Origin of the sequence: Modestobacter sp. VKM Ac-2978, from assembly GCF_026968025.1 — a bacterium.
In the GTDB taxonomy this organism is placed as follows: Bacteria; Actinomycetota; Actinomycetes; order Mycobacteriales; family Geodermatophilaceae; genus Modestobacter.
In genome coordinates, this window is record NZ_JAPVBP010000001.1 from 38,141 (window position 1) to 56,391 (window position 18,251).

The following is an 18,251-nucleotide window of genomic DNA, read 5'->3' on the forward strand; positions in this document are numbered from 1 at the left end:
GGTCCCCTACTGCGCGGGTCGGGAAGGGGGCCTTCCTCAGCCGGCGATGGCGGCCACCGGCGGGGTCTTCGCCGCACGCCGGGCCGGCAGCACCGAGGCCAGCAGCCCGGCCACCGTGGCGACCAGCACGATCGCGCCGACCTGCAGCCACGGGACGGCGATCACCACCTCACCGAACCCGCTCAACATCGCGGCGGTCCCGACCAGCCCGTACGCACTCCCGACCAGGACGCCGAGCACCGCGGCGACCCCGGCGACGAGCACGGCCTCCCAGGCCAGCAGCGCGCGCAACTGGCCGCGGGTCAGCCCCAGCGCGCGCAGCAGGCCGCTCTCCTGGCGCCGCTCGACCACCGAGAGGGCCAGGGTGTTGCCGACCCCGATCAGCGCGATGAGCACTGCCACACCGAGCAGCCCGGTCACGATGAGCAGCAGGGCGTCCACGATCTGGTCGAGTATGGCCCGCTCGCTGGCCAGCCCGGTGACGAACGCGGAGGGCAGCCCGTTCCCGGTCACCTCGGCGATCTCGTCGATCACCGCGGTCTGGTCGGCGTCGTCGGCCAGCCGCAGCCACATCGTGTCCACCGCGGCCTCGGGCACCAGGGCCTGGAGATCGGCGTCGTTGACCAGCCAGTCGTTGGTCCCGCCGACCACCGGCGTCAGCGTCAGCGAGCGGTCCTCGCTGGTCAGCGTCACGGGGCCACCCCACACCTCGGGTGAGTTCTCGGGGTAGTACTCGGGCACGACGATCTGGCCCACCTCGGGCAGGGTGGTGGAGGTGGAACGCAGCACCGGCCGCGCCGCCGCCGGGTCCACCCCGGTGATCCGCAGGTCGTAGCCCTCCGGGTCGGTGACGACACCGGTGGCCAGCGAGGTGGTGGCCACCACACCGTCCACGGACGCCAGCTGCTGCTGCAGCGAGCTGGGCACCGCATCGCCCCAGGTGTTGATGGTCACGTCGGTCGGGTACTGCGCGGCCAGGCCCTCCTGGGCAGTGGCCCGGGTGGAGCTGGCGCCGACCACCATCGCGGTGGTCAGGGTGACGCCGATGAGCAGGGCCGTCGCCGTGGCCGCCGTCCGGCGGGGGTTGCGGGTGGCGTTCCCGGTGGCCAGCCGGGCCGGGAGGCCGCCGAGCCGGCCGAGCAACCGGCCCGCCGCGGCGACGATCGGCGGCACGGCCCGCTGGGCGAGCAGCAGCAGCCCCAGCGAGCTGAGCACGATCCCGCCCAGCGCGACCAGCACCTGCGCCTCCGTGACACCCAGGACCATGAGCGCGATGCCGGCGACGGCGAGCAGCAGACCGGTCACCAGCCGGGCCACGCCGCCGCGTGAGCGGAGCGGGGCCGGGTCGGTCGGACGCAGCGCGGCCAGCGGGGCGACCCGGGTGGCGGCCCGGGCCGGGGCCAGCGCGGCGATCAGCGTGGTGACCGTGCCGACGGCGAGACCGATGAGCACGGTGGACGGCGGCACCGAGAGCCCGGACAGCGGGATGGGCGAGTCCATGCCGGAGACCACTGCCGAGATGGCCGCGGCGAGCCCGATGCCGGCCAGGACGCCGAGCACCGAGGCGGCCAGCCCGGTGAGCACGGCCTCGCCGAGCACGCTGCGCCGCACCTGGCGGGCGGTCGCACCGACGCAGCGCAGCAGCGCCAGGTCACGGGTCCGCTGGGCGAGCAGCACGGCGAAGGTGTTGGCGATGACCAGCCCGGCGACGAGCACGGCGATGGTGGCGAACACCAGCAGGAAGGCGGTGAGGAGGCCGGCGTCACCGGTGATCGTCGCGACGGACGCCTCGGCCTGCTCGGTGCCGGTGCGGACGGTGACGTCCGCACCGGACAGCGCGGCGCTCACCGCGCCGACCAGTGCGTCGGGATCGGTGCCGGTGGTGCCGGCGATGCGCAGGTCGACCGGCTCCTGCGCGCCCCAGGCGCGGGTCTGGTCGGCGGTGGCGTAGGCCCGGCCGGTGGTCGCTGCGGTCGGGTCGCCGCCCAGGTCGACCACGCCGGTCACGGTCGCGTCGGTGGTGGTCTCGGTGCCCTCGTCGTCGTAGACGGTGATCGCGACGACATCGCCGACGGCGGCGTCGACGCGCTCGCTGACCGCGATCTCGCCCGGGCGCACCGGCAGCGCCCCGGAGGTCAGCTGCTGCCAGCGCAGCTGCGGGTCCCCGGCGACCGACTCGATCTCCAGGTACTGGGCGCCGGTCTGCCCGTAGGTCTGCCAGGTCGGGTCGACGGCCTGCACGCCGTCCAGCGCGGTGAGGGTGTCGACGTGCTCGACCAGCCCCTCGCCGGTGTCGGAGGTGACCACCGCGTCGGCGTCGACGTACTGGGCGCCGACCGCCTCCAGGACGGTGGCCTTGGTGGTCGCGTTGAGCACGAGGGTGGCGACCACGTAGCCCACGGCGATGACGATCGCCAGGGTGGAGGCGATCAGCCGGGGCAGGTGCGCCCGGATGCTCGCCAGCGTGACTGCTCGCATGACGGTCAGCCCCCCAGTCCGCGCAGCGCGTTGATGATCGAGTCGGTGGTGGGCTGGTGGACCTCGCCGGCCAGCTGGCCGTCGGCCAGCAGCACGACCCGGTCGGCGTAGGCGGCGGCCACCGGGTCGTGGGTGACCATCACGACGGTCTGGCCGGTCTCCCGGACGCTGGAGCGCAGCAGGTCCAGCACCTCGGCGCCGGCGTGGCTGTCCAGGTTGCCGGTGGGCTCGTCGGCGAAGACGACGTCGGGGCGGGGGAGCAGCGCCCGGGCCACGGCGACCCGCTGCTGCTGGCCGCCGGAGAGCTCGTGCGGGCGGTGCTGGAGCCGGTCGCGCAGGCCGAGCCGGCCGATGACGGAGTCCATCCACGCCCGGTCCGGGCGCTGCCCGGCCAGCTGCATCGGCAGCAGCATGTTGTCCTGGGCGTTGAGCACCGGCAGCAGGTTGAACGACTGGAAGACGAAGCCGATCCGCTCACGGCGCAGCCTGGTCAGCTGGTCGTCGCGCAGGCTGGTCAGCTCGGTCTCGCCGAGCCACACCTTGCCGCTGGTCGCGGCGTCCAGGCCGGCCAGGCAGTGCATCAGGGTCGACTTGCCCGAGCCCGAGGGGCCCATGATCGCGGTGAACGCCCCCCGGTCGAACGCGACGTCGACGCCGGCGAGTGCGTGCACCGCGGTCTCACCCGAGCCGTAGGTCTTGCGCAGGTCGGTGGCGTGGACGGCGGCGGACTGGGTCGCCGCGGGCTCACCCGGGACGGTCATGACGGGGACGGACACTTCGGCCTCCAGGAACGTGGTCTTCGACTGAGATCACGTTCTCCCGGAGCGACCCCCGGCCGCGTCGCCGCAGGGGCTGGTCTCCACGGAGGCTGTGCTGCACCTGTGGGCTGACCCGGGGTCATCCCCCAGGTGCATGCCCCACCCCGGTCGGCGTCAAGCGCTGCCTCGTCGACGCCTCGCCGGGCCGGCAGGCGTCGACAGCCCCCCACTCGCCGGACCGGCCCCCTCCAGGGGCCCGCCGCGAGCCTGCGAGGGGTGGGGAGGAGGGGGTCCTTCGTCAGGCGGGGGCGTCGCGGAGCAGGTCGGCGGGGGCGACGAGGCCGGTGCGGTAGGCGAGGACGACGGCCTGCACCCGGTCCCGGGAGCCGGTCTTGAACAGCACCCGGCCGACGTGGGTCTTCACCGTCGCCTCGCTGACGAACAGCTGCGCGGCGATCTCGGTGTTCGAGGCGCCGTAGGCCATCTGCACCAGCACCTCCCGCTCCCGCGGGGTGAGCTCGGCCAGCGCATCCGGGTCGACCTGGCCGGTCCCGCCTCCGTTGCCGGCCCCGCGCAGGATCGGCGCGACGTGCTGCAGCAGCCGGCGGGTGGAGCTGGCCGCGATGACCGAGTCGCCGGCGTGCACGGTGCGCACCGCGGCGAGCATCTCCTCCGGCGGGGCGTCCTTGAGCAGGAAGCCGCTGGCCCCGGCGCCGATCGCCGCGACCACGTACTCGTCGAGGTCGAAGGTGGTGAGCACGACGACCCGGGGCGGCTCGGGGAGCGCCGTCACCAGTTCGGTCGCGGCGATGCCGTCGGTGCCGGGCATCCGGACGTCCATCAGGACGACGTCGGCCGGCGTCCGGCGCAGCAGCTCGACCGCCGCGGCGCCGTCCCCGGCCTCCCCGACCACGGTGAGGTCGGGCTGGGAGTCGATCACCATCCGGAACCCGGCCCGGACCAGCTGCTGGTCATCGACGAGGACGACGCGGATCTGGCTGTTGTTCATCGTGGTGGACCGTAGGGCAGGGACGCGTGCACGCCGAACCCGCCGCCGGTCCGCGGCCCGGCGGTCAGCCGTCCGCCGTGCAGCGCCGCCCGCTCGCGCATGCCCAGCAGGCCCTGTCCCTGCCCGTCGGACTCCACGATCGCCGCCGATGCGCCCCGGCCGTCGTCCAGCACGGCCAGCTCCAGCGCATCGGGCCGCCAGTGCAGCCGCACCCACGCCCGGCCGGCCGGGCCGGCGTGCTTGAGCACGTTGGTCAGCGACTCCTGCACGATCCGGTAGGCGGCCAGCTGCGCGCCGGCCGGCAGCGGCCGCGGGTCGCCCTCGACGATCAGGTCGACGGCCAGGCCGCTGGCCCGGACGTCGGCCACCAGCTGGTCGATCGCGGCGACGTCGGGCTGCGGGGCGTACTCCTCGCCGTCGCCCTCCCGCAGCACCCCGAGCAGCTTGCGCATGTCGGTCAGCGCCTGCCGGCCGGTGGCCGAGATCGCGTCCAGGGCCCCGGTCGCGGCCGCCGGGTCGGTCTGCCCGGCGTAGCGGCCACCGTCGGCCTGGGCGATGACGACCGACAGCGAGTGGGCGACGACGTCGTGCATCTCCCGGGCGATCCGGGCACGTTCGGTGGACGCCGCCAGCCGCATCTCCTGCTCCCGTTCCAGCTCCAGCAGCCGGGCGCGCTCCTCCAGGCCGGCCACCTGCTGCAGCCGGGCGCGGCGCAGGTCGCCCAGCGCCCAGCACGCCACCACCAGCACGCCGATGACGCTGGCGGCGAAGACGAAGCCGAACCACGTGCCCGCGCCGAAGTAGACGGCCGAGGCGAGCACGGCACCGACCAGCCCGACGACCAGGCCGGCCCGGCTGGCCCAGCGGGGGGCGTAGGCGGCCAGCGCGTAGACCATCACCGGCGCGGCGATGTTGGCCGGGAGGAAGTAGCCCGGCACGAACACCAGCTCGAGCAGGCTGGCGACGGTGACGACCGCCGCGGCACGGACCGGTCGGCGGCGGCGCCAGGCCAGCGGGACCAGCAGCGCCAGCGACAGCGGGATCGCGGCGAGGCCGGACCCGGGGTAGGCGATGTCCGTGGAGGCGGTGACCAGGACGAGCACCGCGACGCCGGCGAGGACGGCGTCGACGCCGAACGGGTGGTCCCGCAGCCACCCGGCGGCGCGCTCCAGCAGCGGCTGGTCCGAAGCGGCGGGGACCCGGCCCGGCCGCGCGTCCTGCCCGCGGGTGCGGCGCAGCGCGCCCAACGCCCAGGCGCCCACGACCAGCGCACCGATCAGGGTCGCCGTGCTGACGACGAGGCTGATCGACTGACCCCGGTTGAACGAGACGGCGGCGAGCACCGCGCCGAGCAGCCCGGCGCCCAGCCCGGCCCGGCCGGCCCAGGCGGGACCGTGGGCCGCCAGCGCGTAGACCATCATCGGGGCGGCGACGTCGGCGAGCAGCAGCTCGTCGGAGAGCACGACGAGCTGGACCAGACAGACCAGCACCACGACAGTGGCCGCGGGGACCGGGTTGCGGCGCCGCCAGGCCAGCGGCGCGCAGAGCGCCAGGCCCAGCAGGACGGAGACCTGCGGGCTCGACTGGCTGTAGCCGGACAGCCCGGGCACCGGGACCGTGACCAGTGCGACCAGGCAGGCGAGGGCGACGTCCACGCCGAAGGGGTGCCGTCGGAGACGTGTCGCCGCACGTTCGAGCAGCGACCGGACCATGCTGACGACCCTAGGCAGGGTCGCGCCGTCCGTCGTCGTCCCGCGGGGTGAACCGCGTGTCCGCCTGCGGGATGAGCTGTCGGACGGCACTGGCAGGGTGCCGGTCGTGTCCTCGCCCCTCGGTCCGGCGTTCTGGCGGCTCTACTCGGCCAGCGCCGCGTCCAACCTCGCCGACGGGGTGAACCGGGTCGCGCTGCCGCTGCTGGCCGCGACGCTCACCCGCGACCCGGTCGCGGTCGCCGCCCTGACGTCGCTGGCCTTTCTGCCCTGGCTGCTGTTCGCCCTGCCGGCCGGTGCCTTCGTCGACCGGACCGACCGCAAGCGCGCGATGGCCGCCGCCAACGTCGTCCGGGCAGGTGCGCTGGCGGCGCTGGCGGCCACGGTGCTCACCGGGACGACGTCGCTCGTCGTGCTCTACACCGTGGCGTTCGCGGTGGGGGTCGCCGAGACCGTGTACGACAGCGCGGCCCGGGCGATGCTGCCGCAGGTGGTCCGTCGCGACCAGCTCGACCGCGGGAACGGGCTGCTCACCACCGCCGAGGAGGCCAGCCAGGGGTTCATCGGCGCGCCGCTGGGCTCGGTGCTGTTCGTCCTCGCGGCCGCCGCGCCGCTGCTCACCACCGCCGGGGGTTTCCTGCTCGCCGCCGTCCTGGTGGTCGGCATCGCCGGCACGCACCGGCCGGTCCGCGGCGGGGGCCCGCCCACGACGATCCGCCGGGACGTCGCCGAGGGCGTGGGCTGGCTGTGGCGGCACCGCTTCCTCCGCGGCCTCACCCTCGTCTCGGCGAGCACCGCGCTCACCTCGTCGATGACCACCGGCGTCTTCGTGCTGTACGCCCTGGACACGCTGGAGATCGGCGCGGCCGGGTACGGGCTGCTGCTCACCGCCGCCGGGGTGGGCGCGGTGGCCGGCGGGCTGACCGCCGCGCCGCTGGCCGCCCGGATCGGCCGCACCGCCACGCTGGTGGCCGGGTCGGTGCTGGCCGCGCTGACCCTGGGCGCCATGGCGTTCACCGAGAACGGTGTCGTGGCCGGGGCGCTGTACGGGATGGGGACGGCGGGGGTGCTGTTCTGGAACGTGCTCACCATGTCGCTGCGCCAGGCGCTCATCCCCGAGGCACTGTTCGGCCGGGTCCAGGGCGGCTACCGGACGCTGGTCTGGGGCGGGATCCCGCTGGGCGCGCTGGCCGGTGGGCTGCTGGCCGACGCGACGAGCGTGCCCACCGTGTTCGCGGTGTCCGGCGCCACCCAGCTGCTGCTCGCCGGGGCACTCTGGTGGCTGCTCGCCGCCCACCGGGACCTGGTCGCCAACGCCTTCGCCGCGGACGAGGAGCCGGCTGCGCCCTGAGTGGGCCGGGACGGTCAGGGGACGACGGTCACCGGCCAGCGGCCGACCCGCACCAGCCGGACCGCCACCGACCCGATCACCCGGTGGCCGGCCTGCTCGGACGCGCCCACCAGCACCGCGTCCGCCGGCAGCTCGTCGGCGATCCGGGACAGCTCGGTCACCGGATCGCCCTGAGCGGTGCGCAGCTCCACCGCGATGCCCAGGTGCTCGGCCGCCGACTGCAGCTCACGGCGCAGCTCCTCGCCCACCTGGGCGGCGGCGTCCTGGGCGATCGCCTGGGCCTCGGGCACCCAGCCGATCATCGACGGCGGCTCCCCGACGTAGACCGCGACCAGCCGGGAGCGCTGGCGACGGGCCAGCCCGGCCGCGTAGGCCGCCGCACGCAGCGACGTCGGGGATCCGTCCACCCCGACCAGGATCACCCGCGGGCCGTCGGTGCCCCGCTCGAACTGCCCCGCCGCGGTCATCGGCCCATCCTGCGCGACCGGAGCGCCGCGGGATCAGGCGGTGGCGCGCCGCTGCAGCTCCTCGGTCTGCCCGGCGGCCGTACGGTCGGCGACGAAGTCGGCCAGCGTCCGGCGGAGCGCCACCCCCAGCCGGTCGGCCCGCAGGTGCAGCTCGTCCCGGGGGAGCAGCGGCAGCCCGGCGCTGCCCCAGCGCGCCAGCAACGCGAGGTCCTGGTCGAGCACGGCGGCCGCGGACGCCATCGCCGCCGCCAGGGCGCCGGGGGAGACCGCCCCGCTGGTCCGCTGCACCAGCACGCGGGTGTGCACCCGGGTCGAGTCGGCGTCCTCGGGCTGCAGCAGCCGCACGACCGTGGTGACCACGCCCGTCCGCAGGTCCTCTTCCCGTCGCACCAGCTGGAACGGGGCCCGGTGGACGGCGGTGATCCGCCGACCGCCCTGCTGCTCCTCCTGCACGCCGGAGAAGCCGCCGCACTCGACCGTCAGCTCCGGGACGGTCAGCTCCGGCGTCGGGTGCCGGGGGCGACGCGAGGTGTCGAGGAAGGCGTCGGCCAGCGCACCGGCCGAGGCGGGACTGCGGGCCGGGGGGAGCCAGCCGGACGCGGCCAGCGGGTCGGTGGTCTCCGGGACGGCGAGCAGTTCGGCCCACGGCTCGGCCGGGGCGATCCAGACGGCACCCAGGTGCTCGACGACGCCCCACGCAGGGGGATCGGCGTCCAGCACGCCGTCGGCCCGGCGGTGCACGGTCCAGGTGCGCCCCAGCAGCCGGGTCTGCAGGTAGCCGCCCGCGCGGAGGTCGGTGGACAGGGCGACCGGGTGCCAGGCGTGCTCGAGGGCAGCGTGCAGGTTGTCCAGCACCGGGCCGTCCGGCGGTGGCAGATCGGGCACCGGTTCCGGCGACGGCGTCGTCCCGCCGGTGCGCGGTGGCCGGGCGGTCGGCGTGGGGTCGGGGGCCAGCCACACCCAGCCGTCCCGTTCCTCGACCGCCCAGGGTGCGGACAGGTCGGCCCGCGGGGGTGGGGTGCCGACCGGCCCGAGTGACGGGATCTCCACGCAGCGGCCCTCCGCGTTGAACTCCCAGCCGTGGTACGGGCAGCGCACCCGGCCATCGACGACGGTCGCCGTGGTCAGCGGCACCAACCGGTGCGGGCAGCGCGCTGACAGGGCGGTCACCTCGGCCCCGGGCCGGGTGCGGAGGACGACGTAGGCCTGCCCGCCCGCGCCCACCTGCCGCGGCGTCGTCCCCACCTCGTCGGAGCGGGCGACGGGGTACCAGCCGGTGGGGGTCGCGGGCCGCCCGCCGGTCCGCGGTGTACCGGTCCGGGAGCTCGTGGTCCAGGAGGAGGCCATGCACCCATGGCACCAGCCGGCCGTTTCCCCGGCGTTGCCCCTGCGTGGACTCCAGGCGTCCTCCGAGACCGTTTCGATAACTATCGGGACACCCTGGCTGCCATTGTGAGTGCGGACACCCTAGGGTGACCGCGATCACCCGACAGGCGACACACAGTGAGGTGCCATGTGACACCCCCGAATGAACGCAAGCTGCTGACCCCGGAGGAGTACCGCCAAGCGCAGGACTCCCCGGAGTTCACCGAGCTGCGTCGCCGGTTCCGCAGCTTCGCCGTGCCGATGACCGTCGCCTTCCTGGTCTGGTACGCGCTGTTCGTCCTGCTCTCCACGTACGCCGGTGACTTCATGTCCACCGAGGTCTTCGGCAACGTCAACCTCGGGATCCTGCTGGGGCTGGGTCAGTTCGTGAGCACGTTCCTGATCACCCAGCTCTACGTGCGGCACGCGAGCAAGAACACCGACCCCATCTCGGACGAGATGCGCACCCGCCTCGAGGCCCACGAGTTCGCCTCCCCCCGGAACGAGGAGACCCCCCGTGGCTGACGTGTTCGCCGCCGAGAGCGCGACCATCGGCGAGCCGGCGATCAACATCTCGATCTTCGGCGCCTTCGTGGTGGTGACGCTGATCATCACCTTCCGCGCCAGCCGGAACAACAAGAGCGCCGCGGACTACTACGCCGCCGGCCGCAACATCACCGGGACGCAGAACGGCCTGGCGATCGCCGGCGACTACCTGTCGGCGGCCTCGTTCCTCGGCATCGCCGGCGCGATCGCCATCTACGGCTACGACGGCTTCCTGTACTCCATCGGCTTCCTCGTGGCCTGGCTGGTCGCGCTGCTGCTGGTCGCGGAGCTGATGCGCAACACGGCCCGGTTCACCATGGCCGACGTGCTGGCCTTCCGGATGCGGCAGGGGCCGGTGCGCACCGCGGCGGCCATCTCCACGCTGTTCGTCTCGCTGTTCTACCTGCTCGCCCAGATGGCCGGTGCCGGCGGCCTGGTCGCCCTGCTGCTGGGCGTCAGCGGCGCCGCGGCCGAGGCCATCGTCGTGGTCGTCGTCGGCGCACTGATGATCTTCTACGTGTTGGTCGGCGGCATGCGCGGCACGACCTACGTGCAGATGATCAAGGCGACGCTGCTGATCGCCGGTGCACTGGTCATGACCGTCTGGGTGCTCGCCGAGTACGGCTTCAGCCTCTCGGCGCTGCTCGGCGGCGCGGTCGCGTCGGAGGGCGGGCAGGTCCTGGAGCCCGGCGCCCAGTACGGGGTGTCGAACGCCACCCGGCTCGACTTCATCAGCCTCGCGCTGGCCCTGGTGCTCGGCACCGCCGGCCTGCCGCACGTGCTGATGCGCTTCTACACCGTGCCGACCGCCAAGGACGCGCGGAAGTCCGTCGTCTGGGCCATCTGGCTGATCGGCGCCTTCTACCTGTTCAGCCTGGTCATCGGCTACGGCGCCGGTGCCCTGGTGGGCTCGGAGACGATCCTCGCCGCACCCGGCGGGGTCAACGCGGCGGCCCCGCTGCTGGCGTTCGAGCTCGGTGGCACCGTGCTGCTGGGCATCATCGCCGGCGTCGCCTTCGCCACGATCCTCGCGGTCGTGGCCGGCCTGACCATCACCGCCTCGGCGTCCTTCGCCCACGACGTCTACGCGTCGGTGCTCAAGAAGGGGCAGGTGGACCCGAACGCGGAGGTCCGGGTCGCCCGGATCACCGCCGTCGTCATCGGCGCGGTCTCCATCGGCCTGGGCATCCTGGCTCTCCAGGCCGGGATCAACATCGCCTTCCTGGTGGCCCTGGCCTTCGCGGTGGCGGCCTCGGCCAACCTGCCGACGATCCTCTACACGCTCTTCTGGAAGAACTTCACCACCCAGGGCGCGCTGTGGTCGATCTACGGCGGGCTGATCGTCTGCATCGGTCTGATCATCTTCTCGCCGGTGGTCTCGGGGTCGGAGACGGCGATGTTCTCCAACTTCGACATCGCGTGGTTCCCGCTGCGCAACCCGGGCCTGGTCTCCATCCCGCTGTCGTTCTTCCTCGGCTGGCTGGGCACGAAGGTCTCCAAGGAGAAGCCGGACATCGACAAGTACGCCGAGCTCGAGGTCCGGTCGCTGACCGGCATCGGCGCGGAGAAGGCGGTCGCGCACTGAGCAAGGACCCTCCTGCCCCCCACCGCTCGCACGCTCGCGGCGGGCCCCTGCAGGAGGGCCGTTCCAGCACGTTGCGTTAGCGCGAGGCGCGTCCCCGGTGGGGGCGCGCCTCGCGTCGTCTCCGGGTGCCTCAGGCGGCAGCCGGCGCGGTGGCCGGTTCGTCCCGGGCCGTGCCGGGCTCCGGCAGGACGGCGTCGACGGCGACGGTCGCGACGCTGACCGCGCCGGCGGCGGTGCGGCGCCGGCGGACGACGGAGCGGCTGACCAGCCCGGCCAGCACCACGAGACCGGCGAGCACGTGCTGCCCGGGGGCGGTGAGGGCGACGGCGATCGCCGCGACGTAGACCACCGACAGCAGCACCGTGGCGGCGGGGAGCCGGCCGGTCAGGTGCAGGGCCGGCAGGTGGGGGAGGGCGAGGTGGGGGGTGGGGACGGGCAGGTGCACGGCGTACCTCCAGCGAGAGCTCGGGCGCCCGCCGGGCCGGCGTCCCAGGTCCGCTGGGGAGCGGAGCCGGGGCGCCGGCACGGCGACGGCGCATCGGGCGTGCCTCCCGTGGCAGATCACAGGAGGCGGCGCCTCACTTCAGGGCGTCCTTGGCCTTCTGGAGCAGGCCCTGCATCGGCACCGGCGGCGTGCCGTACAGCCGCGGGTCGCCCGGGGGCAGGATCGGGGCGTCGGCGTTCGCCGCGATCGGCCGGGCGGTCAGCTGGTTGTCGGTGCCGTCCAGCGCCGGCCCGTTGGCCCAGCGGCCGTTGGCGGCGTCCGGCCCGTCGGAGGCGTCGAGGAACGCGTAGGCGAACTCCGGCAGCTCCTCGTCCAGCGGGAACGCCTCCGGCACCGGGATGCCGTCCAGGCCGTCGGCCTTGAGCTCCTCCATGGCCGCCAGCCACTGCTGCTGGTGCATGTGGTCCCGGGTGATCAGGAAGCGGAGCAGGTCCTTGACGCCCGGGTCGTCGGTCATGTTCCACAGCCGGGCGACCTGGAGCCGGCCCTGCATCTCGGCGGTGGCGTTGTAGGAGAAGTCCGCGTAGAGGTTGCCGCTTGCGGTGACGTAGGCGCCGGTCCAGGGGTTGCCCATGCTGTCCATGTAGGACGCGCCGCCGCCGTTGGCGATGGCGTGCTGCGGGTTGAGCTGGCCGTAGCCGGCGGCGGCCTCCTTGGTGCGGTCCGCGGCGTCCGGCTTGAGGGGCATGTGGTCCAGCAGCCGGTCGATCATCGTGACGATCATCTCGACGTGGGCCAGCTCCTCGGTCCCGATGGCCAGGAGCATGTCCTTGTACTTGCCGGGCAGGCGGCAGTTCCAGCCCTGCAGCAGGTACTGGGTGGCGACGGTCATCTCGCCCCACTGACCGCCCAGCACCTCCTGCATCTTGCGGGCGAAGTCGGCGTCGGGGCCGTCGGGCTTGGCCTCGAACTGGAGTGCGTGGGTGTGCGTGAACACGGGCGTTCTCCCTCTGCGTCGTCGCTGTCGCCGCCCTCGCGGTGACAACAGACAGATGCCCCCTCCCGGTGTCACCCCCGTGCCGTCCGCTGGCCCCCAGGGGCCGACCTTTCCGCCGGCCCGGCGCCGGGAGCTCCGCACCTGCTCTCCGTGCACGACCGGGCCGACCGCAGGGGCGTGCGGTGTCGACGGGGAGCGGACGGGAACCGTGGGACGGGGAGGAGCGGGCGGATGACCGCTGAGGTCAGCGGTCACCGCCGGCCTCGACCCGGTCGATGATCGCGTCGATGCGGTCGTGTCGCTGTGCCGGGTCCGGCACGAGTCCGTAGGGCGGGTCTCCCTCGGTGGTGCCCCAGGGGACGAGCACGTCGAAGTCCAGCTCGCGGACGAGCGCGAGGCTGTCCAGGTAGTCGCGGCGGAGTCCAGAGCTCAGCACGACGGCCTTCCACTCGCCGTCCTCGATCCAGATGAAGTCGCCGGTGAAGAGGAAGCGGTGGGTGCCGTTGTCCCAGAGGTAGGAGGTCGTCCCCGCGGTGTGGCCGGGGGTGGGGATCACCTCGAGGTCGTTGTCGATCATCCCCGGCCCATCGAAGGTGCCCGCCACGGCGAGCGACGTCGCGAGCTCCGAGCGGTCGTCCCGGTGGACCCAGATGGGCACGTCGAGGTCGGGCTGCCCGTACATCGACTCGTGGCCGTGGTTGACCAGCAGGCGGGCCGGTGCGCCGAGCGCGAGGATCGCCGCCGCCGACTCGCTCACGCCGGGGGAGTTGTAGACGACCACGTTGCCCTGCGGGCGCTCGAGCACGTACGAGCGCAGCAGCACGTTGTGCTGGTAGGGGAGCCGTGACGTCGGGGTGGCGAGCAGTCCTTCGATCGGCGTGTCCAGGGGGTGGTCTCCTGCTGTTGGCATGGTCGTCCTCCGATGAGTGGTCCGGGCCGGCGTGCGTCGTCGTCGCCGCCCCGGGGGGTCGAGCTCCAGTGGTGCTGCCGTCGTCCCCTCGAGGTCGGTCGGCCGCGCCGTGACTCACCACGAAGCTAGAACCTCAAGTAACGTCGAGGTCAAGAGCCAGGGAGGTCGGCATGGCGCAGTGGCACTCGCTGAGTGATCGGCTGACGATCGGGGAGCTCGGTCGGCGCAGCGGCGTGGCGGTGTCGGCCCTGCGGTACTACGAGACGCTGGGGCTGATCGCCGCGGAACGTACGAGCGGGAACCAGCGGCGCTATCCGCGGCACATGCTCCGCCGCGTGTCGCTGGTCACCGTGGCGAAGCGGCTGGGGGTGCCGCTCGCGGACGTGCAGGAGGCGCTTGCGACGGTGCCGTTGGACCGGACTCCGTCGCAGGCCGACTGGCAGCGGGCGGCGCAGGTGTGGAAGGCGACTCTGGCGGAACGCCGCCGCGCCATCGAACGGCTGGAGCGAGAGCTGACCGGTTGCATCGGCTGCGGGTGCCTGTCGATGCGCTCGTGCGCCCTGATGAACCCGGACGACGCGCTGGGTGCCGTCGGTCCGGGAGCGCGACGCCTCGCCCCCGAGGCCTGAGGACGGCGGCATCCAGCGGACCGGCTCTTCCCGACGTCAGGGCAGCCTGACGTCGGGATCGGGCGGGTCAGCGGTCCGGGAGGCGCACCCACAGCGTGAAGGCGCCGTCGGGGCCCTCGGACCAGGCCAGCCGGCCGCCGAGCTCCCGGGTCTGGCGCTGCACCGACCACAGGCCCAGGCCGCTGAGGTCCACCGGCGGGGTCGGCCGGCTGAGGTGCCCCAGGACCCGATCGGCCGGCACACCCGGCTGGGTCACGGCGAGGTCGACCCACCCCTCCCGTCGCTCCACCCGCAGCCGGACCGGCCGGCCCCGGCCGTGCCGGTGGGCGTTCTCCAGCAGATTGGTCAGGATCCGCTGGACGCGGGCGTCGGCGACGGTCACGTCGGCCGCCTCGTCGCCGAACTCGACCCGGAGCTGGTGGTCGGGCAGGCCGGAGGCGGCGACGGAGGCGCGGACGACGTCGGCGAGCTCGCGGGTGCCCGCCCGCTCCGCAGCCCCACCGGTGGCGTTCGCGGTGCGCAGCATCGAGGCCAGGTGCTGCGCCTGGGCGCGGGCGAGGTCGAGCAGTTCCGGTCGGCTGTCGTCGTCCTCGAGCCGGGCCAGCACCGACTCCAACGCGGCCAGCGGGCTGCGCATGTCGTGGCACAGCGCCCGCACCAGTGCGTCGCCGGTGCTCACCGGGTCAGCGGCGGGACGGGGGAGGTGACTGCGCACCACACGCAGCAGATCGGTGAACAGTCCGGGCAGCGTCGCAGGGTGTGTGTCGGCAGCGAGGGTCACGGGCACCTCCGGGGAAGCGGTCGGTCAGCCACGCCGGGCGCAGCCGATCTGTGGGAGTGACGTGGAGGGACTCGACGTCGGTGCCGCTGCTGAGCACCGTCCCCCCGTGGACGTGGTGGTGATCGACGACCACCCGTTGTTCAGCCGGGGCCTGGAGCTGTTGCTGCCCCCGGAGAGCAACGGGCGGGTGCGTGTCGTGGGAACGACGGATGACGCCTCGGCGGGGGCCGCGCTGGTGCGCAGGCACAACGCCGACGTGGCGGTGGTCGACCTGCACATGCCGCCGCCCGGCGGCACCCGCGCCATCGCGGCCATCCGGCGCACCGAGCCGATGACCCGGATCGTGGCGCTGTCCGGGCTGGCCGAGGCCGACGCGGCCCTGGAGGCGCTGCGGGCCGGGGCGAGCGCCTTCCTGCCCAAGACCACCAGCCCGGAGGCGCTGGTGCGCCCGCTGCTCGCCGTCCTCGACGGCTGGTCGGTGATCCCCGAGTCGCTGCTGCGCCAGCTGCTGCACGACGCGGCGCCCACCGCGGACCAGGGCATCGCGGCTCAGCTGTCCGCCGACGACCGGCGGCTCTGGCGGCTGGTGGCCGCGGGCACCAGCACCGTCGACATCGCCACGACGCTGCACGTCTCCGAGCGCACCGTGAAGCGGCTCGTGGCCAACCTGCTCCGCCAGCTGCGGGTCTCCACCAGGGTGGAGGCGGCCGCCCTCGCCGGCCGGGTCGGGCTGGAGTAGACCCGGGCGGTCGCAGCGCACTGAGTGGGACAACAGGGCGGGCATCACGCCCCGGCTACCCGACGCGGAGCGGCGCACCCGCGGACCAAGCAGTTCCGGTTTGCTCCGGCGCGTCGTGGCTAGGGTCCGACCATGCCTGCACGGATCGTCCTGCTCGGTGCCACCGGCCACACCGGCGGCCGGACGGCGGCCGCCCTGACCGCCCGCGGCGCCCGGCCGGTGCTCGCCGGGCGCGACCCGGCCCGGCTCGTCCCCCTGGCCGACCGGCTCGGCGGGCCCGCCGGACCACTGGAGACCGCGGCCGCCGACGTCACCGATCCGGGCTCGGTGCGCGCCCTGCTCGGCGCCGGTGACGTCCTGGTCACCACGGTCGGGCCGTTCCAGCGGCTGGGGGAGGCCGCCGTCGCCGCGGCCACCGATGCCGGAGCGGTCTACCTGGACTCGACGGGCGAGCCCCCGTTCCTCCGCCGGGTGTTCGAGGAGTTCGGGCCGCAGGCGCAGCAGTCGGGCGCGCGGCTGCTGACCGCCTTCGGCCACGACTACGTGCCCGGCGTCCTGGCCGGCGCGCTGGCGCTGGCCGAGGCGGACGACCGGGCACACCGGCTCGACGTCGGCTACAGCCTGGACGGCGTCCGGGGACAGGGCTTCTCCCGCGGCACGTTGGTCTCCCTCTTCGGGGTGCTGCTGGAGCAGGGGCACGCCTGGCGCGACGGCCGCCTGGTCGAGGAGCCGGCCGGGGCGCGGGACTGGCGGTTCGACGTCGCCGGCCGCACCCGCCGCGGGCTCTCGGTGGGCGGCTCGGAGCACCTGACGCTGCCCGGGCTGTCGCCGTCCCTGCGCGAGGTCGGCGTGTACCTGGACTGGTTCGGCCCGGCGACGCCGGTCGCGCACCGGCTCGCCCCGCTCGCCCCGTGGATCGGCCGGCTGCCCGGGGCCACGGCGCGGGTGGAGCAGCTCGCCGACCTGGTCGGACGCCGGTTCGCCGAGGCGCCGACGACCCAGGGGGAGGCCCGCACGCACGTCGTGGCCGAGGTGCGCGACCGGTCCGGGGCGCGGGTCGCCCGGGTCCGGCTGCTCGGCCCGGACCCCTACGAGCTGACCGCGGACCTGCTGGCCTGGGGAGCGGTCCGGGCCGCGGAGGGCGGGGTCACCGGCGCCGGAGCGCTGGGGCCGGTGCAGGCCTTCGGGCTCGACGAGCTCACCGCGGGGGCGGCCACCGCCGGACTGCGGCCGGCGTGACCCTGCTCGCCTGCGTCGACGTCGGCTCGACCTGGACGAAGGCGGCGCTGGTCGAGCTGGACACCGGGCGGCTGGTCGAGACGCGGCAGGCGCCGACGACCCCGGCGGACGTGGTGGCCGGGGTGCTGGCCGCGACGGAGGGCTGGGGTGCGCCGGTGCGCGCGTGCTCCAGCGCCGGTGGCGGGCTCCGGCTGGCGGTCGTCGGCTACGAGGAGCTGATCAGTGCCGAGGCCGGGCACCGGGCGGCCCTGTCGGCGGGCGCCCGGGTGGTGCACGTGGCCGCGGGCCGGCTGGACGCCGCCGCGCTCGGGCAGCTGGCCGACTCCGCCCCGGACGTCGTCCTGCTGGTGGGCGGGACGGACGGCGGGGACGCCACCGTGCTGCGGCACAACGCCGCCGCGCTCGCTGGTACGGATCGGTCCGTCCCGGTCGTGGTGGCCGGGAACGTCGACGTCCGGGCGGAGGTCTGCGCCGTCCTCGCCGCGGCCGGCACCCCGGTCACCGCCGCCGACAACGTGCTCCCCGACATCGGGCAGCTGGCCCCGGAGTCCGCGCGCGCCGCGATCCGGGACGTCTTCCTGACCCACGTCATCGGCGGCGCCCGGCTGTCGGCGGACCCGCGGCTGCGCCGGTGGGTGCGGGCGGTGACGCCGGACGCGGTGCTGGACGGCGTGGCGGTGCTGGCCGAGCTGCGGGCCGGCACCGACGCCCCGGGCGTGCTGGTGCTGGACGTCGGCGGGGCCACGACCGACGTGTACTGCGTGCCCGCCGTCGACGCCGAGCAGGCGTCGCTGCACCGGGCGGCGGTCGGGGTGCCGGCCCGCCGGCGCACCGTGGAGGGCGACCTCGGGGTGCACGCCAGCGCCGACGCGCTGCGGGAGGCGGCCGCGGGCGAGGGGCTCCGCACCCCCGGGAACGACCCGCTGGACCTCGGCGAGGCCGCGGCGGTGGTGGCGCTGCGCCGGCACCTGCGGGCCGAGGCCGCCTACGGTCCGGGCGGGGCGAGCGCGCGCGGCGCGGGGCTGGTGGTGCTCTCCGGTGGGGTCTTCCGGCACGCGGCGCCGGCGGCGACGGCCGCGGTGGTGCAGCGGGTGGCGGCCGACCGGGGCGGGGCGGGGCGTGTGCTGGCCGGCGCGCGGGTGGTCGTCGACCACCGGTACGTGCTGGCCGCGGCCGGGCTGCTCGCCGGGGACGCACCCGCCGCCGCGGCCGGGCTGCTCACCGGCCTGCTGGCGGACTGACC

The 18,251-nt window shown here is 74.8% G+C and carries 17 protein-coding genes; 7 read left to right on the plus strand and 10 right to left on the minus strand.

The window, feature by feature from the left end; genetic code table 11:
• Positions 1 to 36: 36 nt before the first annotated feature.
• The 4 genes from O2W53_RS00200 to O2W53_RS00215 all read right to left on the minus strand — a co-directional run bounded on the left by O2W53_RS00200 (position 37) and on the right by O2W53_RS00215 (position 5,957).
• On the minus strand, positions 37 to 2,478 hold the full coding sequence (locus tag O2W53_RS00200) for an ABC transporter permease (RefSeq protein WP_269161025.1): 2,442 nt from the start codon (positions 2,476 to 2,478) through the stop codon (positions 37 to 39).
• Between the two features lie 5 nt (positions 2,479 to 2,483).
• Positions 2,484 to 3,254, minus strand: a complete 771-nt coding sequence (locus O2W53_RS00205; RefSeq protein ID WP_269161026.1) for an ABC transporter ATP-binding protein — start codon at positions 3,252 to 3,254, stop codon at positions 2,484 to 2,486.
• 280 nt (positions 3,255 to 3,534) lie between these two features.
• Positions 3,535 to 4,245: a response regulator transcription factor gene (locus O2W53_RS00210; RefSeq protein ID WP_269161027.1), complete on the minus strand. Its 711-nt coding sequence runs from the start codon at positions 4,243 to 4,245 to the stop codon at positions 3,535 to 3,537.
• Entirely contained in the window at positions 4,242 to 5,957 is a 1,716-nt protein-coding gene (locus O2W53_RS00215; RefSeq protein ID WP_442929264.1) for a sensor histidine kinase, read from the minus strand. The genes O2W53_RS00210 and O2W53_RS00215 overlap by 4 nt, the downstream gene beginning before the upstream one ends.
• A 106-nt stretch (positions 5,958 to 6,063) precedes the next feature.
• On the opposite strand from O2W53_RS00215, the gene O2W53_RS00220 reads away from it, so the two are divergent.
• On the plus strand, positions 6,064 to 7,305 hold the full coding sequence (locus O2W53_RS00220) for an MFS transporter (protein WP_269161029.1): 1,242 nt from the start codon (positions 6,064 to 6,066) through the stop codon (positions 7,303 to 7,305).
• A gap of 14 nt (positions 7,306 to 7,319) precedes the next feature.
• Here O2W53_RS00220 and O2W53_RS00225 read toward each other — a convergent pair whose 3' ends face one another.
• Both O2W53_RS00225 and O2W53_RS00230 read right to left on the minus strand, forming a co-directional pair.
• The gene (locus O2W53_RS00225) at positions 7,320 to 7,772 is read right to left on the minus strand and encodes a universal stress protein (protein ID WP_269161030.1); all 453 of its coding nucleotides are present in this window, start codon (positions 7,770 to 7,772) and stop codon (positions 7,320 to 7,322) included.
• A 33-nt stretch (positions 7,773 to 7,805) separates the two neighbouring features.
• Positions 7,806 to 9,119, minus strand: a complete 1,314-nt coding sequence (locus O2W53_RS00230) for a Rieske 2Fe-2S domain-containing protein (RefSeq protein ID WP_269161031.1) — start codon at positions 9,117 to 9,119, stop codon at positions 7,806 to 7,808.
• Positions 9,120 to 9,287: 168 nt separating this feature from the next.
• On the opposite strand from O2W53_RS00230, the gene O2W53_RS00235 reads away from it, so the two are divergent.
• Positions 9,288 to 9,662 (plus strand): DUF485 domain-containing protein, encoded by a 375-nt coding sequence (locus O2W53_RS00235; protein WP_269161032.1) that lies wholly within the window; start codon positions 9,288 to 9,290, stop codon positions 9,660 to 9,662.
• Positions 9,655 to 11,268, plus strand: a complete 1,614-nt coding sequence (locus O2W53_RS00240; protein ID WP_269161033.1) for a solute symporter family protein — start codon at positions 9,655 to 9,657, stop codon at positions 11,266 to 11,268. The genes O2W53_RS00235 and O2W53_RS00240 overlap by 8 nt, the downstream gene beginning before the upstream one ends.
• Positions 11,269 to 11,398: 130 nt before the next feature.
• On the opposite strand, the gene O2W53_RS00245 is transcribed toward O2W53_RS00240, so the two are convergent.
• The 3 genes from O2W53_RS00245 to O2W53_RS00255 all read right to left on the minus strand — a co-directional run bounded on the left by O2W53_RS00245 (position 11,399) and on the right by O2W53_RS00255 (position 13,620).
• Positions 11,399 to 11,713 (minus strand): hypothetical protein, encoded by a 315-nt coding sequence (locus tag O2W53_RS00245; RefSeq protein ID WP_269161034.1) that lies wholly within the window; start codon positions 11,711 to 11,713, stop codon positions 11,399 to 11,401.
• Between the two features lie 133 nt (positions 11,714 to 11,846).
• Positions 11,847 to 12,710, minus strand: a complete 864-nt coding sequence (locus O2W53_RS00250; RefSeq protein ID WP_269161035.1) for a manganese catalase family protein — start codon at positions 12,708 to 12,710, stop codon at positions 11,847 to 11,849.
• Positions 12,711 to 12,954: 244 nt separating this feature from the next.
• The gene (locus tag O2W53_RS00255) at positions 12,955 to 13,620 is read right to left on the minus strand and encodes an MBL fold metallo-hydrolase (RefSeq protein WP_269161036.1); all 666 of its coding nucleotides are present in this window, start codon (positions 13,618 to 13,620) and stop codon (positions 12,955 to 12,957) included.
• Positions 13,621 to 13,790: 170 nt separating this feature from the next.
• Here O2W53_RS00255 and soxR point away from each other — a divergent pair, with 170 nt between their 5' ends.
• Positions 13,791 to 14,249: a redox-sensitive transcriptional activator SoxR gene (gene soxR, locus O2W53_RS00260; RefSeq protein WP_269161037.1), complete on the plus strand. Its 459-nt coding sequence runs from the start codon at positions 13,791 to 13,793 to the stop codon at positions 14,247 to 14,249.
• 67 nt (positions 14,250 to 14,316) lie between these two features.
• Here the strand turns inward: soxR and O2W53_RS00265 are convergent, their stop codons facing one another.
• On the minus strand, positions 14,317 to 15,030 hold the full coding sequence (locus tag O2W53_RS00265) for a sensor histidine kinase (RefSeq protein WP_269161038.1): 714 nt from the start codon (positions 15,028 to 15,030) through the stop codon (positions 14,317 to 14,319).
• A gap of 106 nt (positions 15,031 to 15,136) precedes the next feature.
• On the opposite strand from O2W53_RS00265, the gene O2W53_RS00270 reads away from it, so the two are divergent.
• From O2W53_RS00270 to O2W53_RS00280, 3 genes are all read left to right on the plus strand, one after another.
• The gene (locus O2W53_RS00270) at positions 15,137 to 15,769 is read left to right on the plus strand and encodes a response regulator (protein ID WP_269161039.1); all 633 of its coding nucleotides are present in this window, start codon (positions 15,137 to 15,139) and stop codon (positions 15,767 to 15,769) included.
• Positions 15,770 to 15,901: 132 nt separating this feature from the next.
• Complete coding sequence (locus O2W53_RS00275; RefSeq protein ID WP_269161040.1) at positions 15,902 to 17,008, plus strand: saccharopine dehydrogenase family protein; 1,107 nt, start codon at positions 15,902 to 15,904, stop codon at positions 17,006 to 17,008.
• The gene (locus O2W53_RS00280) at positions 17,005 to 18,249 is read left to right on the plus strand and encodes a glutamate mutase L (protein ID WP_269161041.1); all 1,245 of its coding nucleotides are present in this window, start codon (positions 17,005 to 17,007) and stop codon (positions 18,247 to 18,249) included. Before O2W53_RS00275 ends, O2W53_RS00280 begins: the two co-directional genes overlap by 4 nt.
• Positions 18,250 to 18,251 lie beyond the last annotated feature (2 nt).

Coding starts and splice junctions, on each gene's coding strand:
- O2W53_RS00200 (WP_269161025.1), bottom strand. CDS start 2,478: ATGCGAGCAGTCACGCTGGCGAGCATCCGGGCGCACCTGCCCCGGCTG.
- O2W53_RS00210 (WP_269161027.1), bottom strand. CDS start 4,245: ATGAACAACAGCCAGATCCGCGTCGTCCTCGTCGATGACCAGCAGCTG.
- O2W53_RS00215 (WP_442929264.1), bottom strand. CDS start 5,957: ATGGTCCGGTCGCTGCTCGAACGTGCGGCGACACGTCTCCGACGGCAC.
- O2W53_RS00225 (WP_269161030.1), bottom strand. CDS start 7,772: ATGACCGCGGCGGGGCAGTTCGAGCGGGGCACCGACGGCCCGCGGGTG.
- O2W53_RS00230 (WP_269161031.1), bottom strand. CDS start 9,119: ATGGCCTCCTCCTGGACCACGAGCTCCCGGACCGGTACACCGCGGACC.
- O2W53_RS00255 (WP_269161036.1), bottom strand. CDS start 13,620: ATGCCAACAGCAGGAGACCACCCCCTGGACACGCCGATCGAAGGACTG.
- soxR (WP_269161037.1), top strand. CDS start 13,791: ATGGCGCAGTGGCACTCGCTGAGTGATCGGCTGACGATCGGGGAGCTC.
- O2W53_RS00275 (WP_269161040.1), top strand. CDS start 15,902: ATGCCTGCACGGATCGTCCTGCTCGGTGCCACCGGCCACACCGGCGGC.